Annotated in this window: 5 protein-coding genes; all 5 read right to left on the bottom strand. The window is 45.9% G+C overall.

The features are described 5' to 3' along the window. A partial coding sequence (locus WA010_RS08625) for a homoserine O-acetyltransferase family protein (RefSeq protein ID WP_422556722.1) occupies positions 1 to 786 on the bottom strand: 786 nt, incomplete at its 3' end. Between the two features lie 8 nt (positions 787 to 794). Beyond that, positions 795 to 2,060: an O-acetylhomoserine aminocarboxypropyltransferase/cysteine synthase family protein gene (locus WA010_RS08620; protein WP_422556721.1), complete on the bottom strand. Its 1,266-nt coding sequence runs from the start codon at positions 2,058 to 2,060 to the stop codon at positions 795 to 797. Positions 2,061 to 2,180: 120 nt separating this feature from the next. Further along, positions 2,181 to 3,626, bottom strand: coding sequence for an IMP dehydrogenase (gene guaB / locus WA010_RS08615; RefSeq protein WP_422556720.1), 1,446 nt, complete (start codon positions 3,624 to 3,626; stop codon positions 2,181 to 2,183). After that, entirely contained in the window at positions 3,623 to 4,972 is a 1,350-nt protein-coding gene (gene gatA / locus WA010_RS08610; RefSeq protein WP_422556719.1) for an Asp-tRNA(Asn)/Glu-tRNA(Gln) amidotransferase subunit GatA, read from the bottom strand. The genes guaB and gatA overlap by 4 nt, the downstream gene beginning before the upstream one ends. A 121-nt stretch (positions 4,973 to 5,093) precedes the next feature. Beyond that, a partial coding sequence (locus WA010_RS08605; protein WP_422556718.1) for a class I tRNA ligase family protein occupies positions 5,094 to 6,908 on the bottom strand: 1,815 nt, incomplete at its 5' end.

The following is a 6,908-nucleotide window of genomic DNA, read 5'->3' as shown; positions in this document are numbered from 1 at the left end:
GTTGTACTCCAAATACGATTCAACCTGAAATTTACCGAACAGTTCAAATAAGCCATCCGTCCGCTTGTATTCACGACCGAACTTTTTAGTCATCGATTGATGCGATAAAAAGCTGATATGCCCTGCCATCCGTCCGATTGCCATACCGCTTAGACCGTTTTCACGAATCGCTTCGGGGTCATAATAGCCGTTTTTAAATTCAGGATCTTTTAGAATCGCCTCTTGAGCTACTTTGTTAAATGCGATTGCCCACGGTTGGGTTGCTGCGGTCGTCGCCATTGCGATAATTTTTTTGGCAAAATTTGGGAAAAAGACACCAAAGGCCAACGCCTGCATCCCCCCCATCGATCCACCGATAATCGCATGAACTTGATGGATTCCCAAACGATCGAACAAAATCCGCTGTGCTTTGACCATATCGAGGATTGTAATAACCGGGAATTTATAACGGTAGGGTTCATTATAGGGATAACGAGGTGACATTGGTCCGGTTGAGCCGAAACAGCTTCCGAGTACATTGGTACAGATCACGAAAAATTTGTCGGTATTGACCGCTTTTCCCTGACCTATGAGTCCATCCCACCATCCGCTCTTGTTATCCCCATCATACGTCCCTGCCGCATGGTGAGAACCTGTAAGAGCATGACAAATTACGATCACATTATCTTTCGCTTCATTGAGCTCACCGTACGTCTCATAAATGATGTCATACGGTTCCAAAATACGACCACTCTCCAAATAGAGAGGGTTAGTAAAATGCTCACTCTTAATCTGCAAATTTAACATACGAGCCTTTACGCGTTCAATGCCTGAGTTAAATCATCGATCAAATCTGACGATGCTTCAAGCCCGATACTCAAACGGATAAGACCTGATGGTACACCACATGCCACCAACTCTTCTTGAGATAATTGCTGATGGGTCGTCGATGCCGGATGAGTGATAATCGATTTGCTATCTCCGATATTAACAACCAAAGAGAAAAGGTTTGTCGCATCCACGATTTTTTTCGCAGATTCGAAACTCTCTACCTCAAAACTGAGCAAGCCGCTTGACATACCGTTTTCAAAATAGCGTTGCGCATTGGTATAGTTACTGTTGCTTTTCAACCCCGGATAGTTCACTTTTTTGACCAACGGATGAGACTCTAAAAACTCTGCAACGGCTTGAGCGTTCCGTGAATGTTCTCTCATACGAAGAGAGAGCGTTTCAATCCCCTGAATAAAGAGCCAAGAGTTAAACGGTGATACAACGGCACCCAAATCGCGTAAAAGCGATAAGCGAGCACGAAGACAAAAAAGTGGCAACGGCACATCCACATAAACCAAACCGTGATAACTCTCATCGGCTTCGTTAAACTGAGGGTAACGTCCGTTTCCTTTGATAAAATCGACCAATCCGTTGCGTTCAACCATTATCCCGCCAATGGCAAGACCTTGACCTGTCGTATATTTACTGGCACTGTGGACAACAACATCTACTCCATGTTCTAGTGGACGACAAAGAACCGGAGTGGCGACCGTATTATCAACGATCGTGAGGATACCGTGTTTTTTCGCAATAGCTGTAATAGCTGAAATGTCAGCCACATCGATACTCGGATTGGTCAACGTCTCGAAAAAGATCGCTTTGGTTTTATCATCGATCAACACTTCGATCTCACTCGGATTTTGTACATCAAAATAGCGCGCCTGAATCCCGAAACGTTTCAATGTATATGAGGCTTGGGTCAATGTTCCGCCGTAGAGCTGACGAGCGCAGATAATATTATCTCCCGCTTCCGCCGCATTGGCAATAGCGTAGAAAATCGCCGCCATTCCGCTCGAAGTCGCCAAACCTGCCGCGCCACCCTCTAAAGTCGCGAAACGTTTTTCAAAAACATCGGTGGTAGGGTTATTTAGGCGGGTATAGATATTCCCTAGCTCTTTGAGAGCAAATAGATTTGCCGCGTGTTCAACATCGCGAAATTCGTATGCCGTCGTTTGATAAATCGGAACTGCCATCGTACTTTGGGTATCTTTATCGTATCCCGCGTGTAGCGCTTCGGTTTGTAATTGCATTATATGTCCTTATTTTCTCCCGCATCCGAAAGATGTGGGTAGCTTTAGGGGGTTGTAGGGACATTTGTCCCTGCCACTTTTCGGGCTTTGCCCAAAAAGTGTGTCACATCATAATTTTTTTTATACGTGGTAATTCGGTGCTTCTTGAGTGATAATAACATCATGCACATGGGACTCTTTAAGCCCTGCACTGGTGATCTCTACGAATTCTGCCTTATCCCAGAACGCTTCGATGCTCTCAGAGCCGCAATATCCCATAGAAGAACGTAGACCGCCCATCATTTGATGCACTACCGCAGCAATACTTCCACGAAACGGTACACGCCCCTCGATCCCCTCAGGAACCAGTTTATCTGCTGCCGTACCTTCTTGGAAATAACGATCCGTTGAGCCTTTGGTCATAGCTCCGATCGAGCCCATACCGCGGTATGATTTATATTGACGCCCTTGATACATGATCGTATCGCCTGGGGATTCTTCAGTACCTGCAAGGAGTGATCCCGCCATAATAACGCTTGCACCAACGGCTAACGCTTTAGCGATGTCACCTGAATAGCGGATACCACCATCAGCGATGATCGGTACTCCGTGTTTGCGTCCCACTGCCGCACACTCATCGATAGCCGAAATTTGAGGAACACCCACACCTGCCACGATACGAGTTGTACAGATCGATCCCGGTCCGATACCGACTTTGACACCGTCAGCACCCGCTTCGATGAGTGCCAACGTCGCTTCTCCCGTCGCAACATTTCCGGCGATAATATCAACCACCATCTCTTTTTTGATCGCTTTAACGGTATCCAAAATCCCCTTGGAGTGACCGTGAGCCGAATCCAAAACCAAAACATCGACACCCGCATCAACAAGAGCGCGTGCACGATCCAACTGACCCACACCGATAGCCGCACCGACACGCAGACGACCGAAATCATCTTTGTTCGCATAAGGGTATTCGATACGCTTTTTAATATCTTTAATCGTAACAAGCCCTTTGAGCAACCCGTTATCATCGATAATCGGGAGTTTTTCGATCTTGTTAACGTGCATCATTTGCTCAGCTTCCGCCAAAGTGATCCCTGCTTTTGCCGTAATAAGAGGCATAGGAGTCATCGCATCGATTGCCAATTTAGACAAATCTTTTTCAAAACGCATATCACGGTTGGTCAAAATTCCAAGCAATTTATTATGAGTATCAACAACCGGAACACCTGAAATTTTAAATTCATTCATCAACGCTTCCGCATCTTCGAGTGTCGCATCAGGATGAACAAAAATCGGATCGATAATGATACCGCTTTCGGATTTTTTCACTTTTTTGATCTGTTTGACTTGGGTTTCAATATCCATATTTTTATGGATAATCCCGATCCCGCCCAAATGTGCCATAGCGATCGCCGCACGGTATTCGGTAACCGTGTCCATTGCGGCTGAAACCATCGGAATATTGAGGGGAATATTACGGGTTAACATCGTTTTTAAACTCACCTCTTTTGGGAGAACCTCAGAGTATTTCGGGATAAGTAATACATCTTCAAAAGTGAGGGCACGTTTACGTATATTCATGATAATTGTCCTTTGAGTTGAGTTTCGAGGCTAAGAGCCCCGTTAAAGAGTGTTTGCTCCGCATACGGAGCGGCAATGAGTTGAAGACCGACAGGCATACCGTTTGTCGCGGTATCAACGGGAATCGAAATCGCCGGAAGACCTGCGAGATTGACCGAAATAGTGTAAATATCGCTCAAATACATCTCAAGCGGATCACTAAGAGCACCGAACTCATACGCCGTGCGTGGAGCTACCGGAGTTAAAATAAGATCAACTTCTTCGAAAATCTTATTATACTCCTCTTGGATCAATGAGCGTACTTTTTGGGCTTTGACGTAATAAGCATCGTAATAACCTGATGAGAGGACAAAGTTACCGAGCATAATACGGCGTTGCACCTCGGCACCGAATCCACGCGAACGGGTTTGTAAAAAGGTGTCTTTGAGGTTTTCACCCTCTACACGATTACCGTATCGAATACCGTCGTATCGGGCAAGATTGGTCGTCGCTTCCGCCGTTGCGGTGATGTAATAGGCTGAAATATCGTATTTCGGATCCATTAAGCTTTTCTCGACAATGGTATGCCCTGCACTTTTCAGTACATCGATCGCTTTGGCATACGCTTTGCGGACATCCTCGGAAGCATCTTTGACATAATCGGGAATAATAGCGATGGTCAGCTTCACATTCGCATCGAGTTTATCACTCACCGTGCCGTCATTGCGTTCGCTACTCGTCGAATCTTTCAGATCGTGCCCTTGGATAATATCGTACAAAATCGCCGCATCTTCGACGTTTTGGGTCATCGGTCCGATTTGATCGAGAGAGCTTGCATACGCACCCAATCCGTAACGGCTAACACGTCCATAGGTCGGTTTCATCCCGACGATTCCGCAAAATGCTGCCGGTTGACGAATCGATCCACCCGTATCGCTACCCAATGCCGCAACCGCTAAACCTGCCGCAACTGCCGCAGCCGAACCGCCCGAGCTTCCTCCCGGAACACAGTTATGATTCAGTGGATTGAGGGTTTTACCGTAGCAGCTACTCTCAGTGGTTGAGCCCATCGCAAATTCGTCCATATTCGTACGACCAAACGGTGACATATTTGCGGACAAAAGCTTTTCGATAACGGTCGCATTGTAGGGAGCAATGTATCCTTTGAGAATATTCGATCCCGATGTGACCGACCAACCCGTGACTTGGATGTTGTCTTTGATCGCGATCGGGATCCCCTCACCGACATTGAGGACATCGATATAGGCATTGAGTTCAGGGTTTGCGGCAATCTTGGCTTTCAATTCCTCTTTGAGTGAACTGAGTTCTTCTTTTGAGAGCTTTAACGCCTCTTTAAGTGTTATCATACACTTTCCTTTCTACGTTTTGCATTTCTTACCATCATAATACCCAAAGCGATTACGATGAAAATAACCCCGACCGTTTCGGCTACAAAGCTCATCGGGACGGGTTGTGTGACATCGATCATTATGCAATAACCTGCGCACAACGCGGACACAACGACTGTTCGTCTTCGCTATGGTATTTCCAACAGCGAGGGCATTTGGCTTTGGAAGCGAGGGCGATATTAAAGGTATCACCCTCAATTTCGAATGTCCCTAAAATATCGTTAAGCTCACACGCACACCATTTTGAGATAACCAGATACTCTTCAATGTCTGCTTTTTTCATCGCTTTTGCAGACTCTGACTTCGTAGAGATAACGAGTTCAAGGGTATTTTTAATCACTTTCTCTTTCTTCAATCCATCCACGATCTCATTGAATTTTTCACGGATCACTTTCATCGTTGCGTCATCCCAATTACTCTCAACCGCTTCGATTGAGGCATAGGTCACATCGAAGATATCGTTAGCCTCTCCCTTTAAAATAGAGGGAGCATTCTCGAAAATCTCATCAGCGGTATAGGTCAAAATCGGAGCGATCAACCCAAGCATCGATTTAGCGATGATCGCCATTGCACTCTGTGTTGAGCGGCGTTCACTTGAGTTTGCACCGTCACAGTACATACGATCTTTAGTAATATCAATATAGACCCCGCTGAGATCATTAACGATGAAATAGTTCAGCCCGCTCATTCCATGAACGAAGTTGTACTCTCCGAACAAACGATGGGTTTCATCAAACACCTCTTTAGCTTTAGCAACAATCCATTTATCGATCTCACCCATTTCACTGTACGGGACAATTTTCTCGAGTCCATCGAGGTTCGCCAGCATAATACGGAAGGTATTACGTAGTTTTCGGTATTGATCCGCCGTTTGCTTAAGGATATTATCCGAGATTTTCAAATCCCCCTGATAATCGCTCATCGCAACCCATAGACGTAAAATCTCAGAGCCATACTCTTTCAAAACTTTTTCAGGAGCGACAACATTCCCTTTAGATTTAGACATCTTCTCACCCTTCTCATCGACGGTGAAACCGTGAGTCAAAAGAGCTTTGTACGGAGCGATATGTTCCACAGCCGTACTCAAGAAAAGTGAACTTTGGAACCATCCACGGTGCTGATCGCTACCTTCGATATACAAATCAGCCGGAAATTCTCCTGCATCGTAGTTACGCGATTTTAGTACCGCATTCCACGTCGAACCGCTATCAAACCAAACGTCGAGAATGTCGGAGACTTTTTCGAGTTCGTCCGCTTTGTACGGACATCCCGGATAGAGAAGCTCTTCGATGCTCATCGAGTACCACGCATCGGTGCTGTGCATCTCGAAAATCATCGCGATAAAGTTGAGAACTTTCTCATCCAAAATCACTTCTCCGGTCGCTTTGACACGGAAAAATGCGATAGGGACTCCCCAGTCACGCTGACGGGAAATACACCAATCAGGACGATTCTCGACCATTGAACCCAAACGATTACGTCCGCTCTCAGGATAAAATGCTGTTTTAGCTACTTCGGCTTGAGCGATTTCACGAAGGGTTTTCGTCTCACCCTCCGGAGTACCGTCCACGCTGATGAACCATTGTTTTGTCGCACGATAGATCAACGGCGTATGGCTTCTCCAGCAATGCGGATAGGAGTGACGAAATTTAGAGATTTTAAGCGCTTTGTCACCAAGCAATTCGATAATCGGTTCATTGCATTTAAAGATGTGTTTACCGACGAACTCTTCAGGATTTGGAAGAAGTTTTTCACGGACAACGGTGTTATCATAACAACCCGTCTCATCAACCGGCATCACCACTTCGAGGTTATAACGAAGCCCGATACGGTAGTCGTCTTCCCCATGACCCGGAGCGGTATGAACACATCCCGAACCATTCTCCATCAAAAC

Origin of the sequence: Sulfuricurvum sp. (assembly GCF_049305995.1) — a bacterium.
Classification (GTDB): Bacteria; Campylobacterota; Campylobacteria; order Campylobacterales; family Sulfurimonadaceae; genus Sulfuricurvum.
The sequence above is the reverse complement of the archived record's forward strand: the minus strand, read 5'-3'. Positions and strand labels throughout refer to the sequence as shown.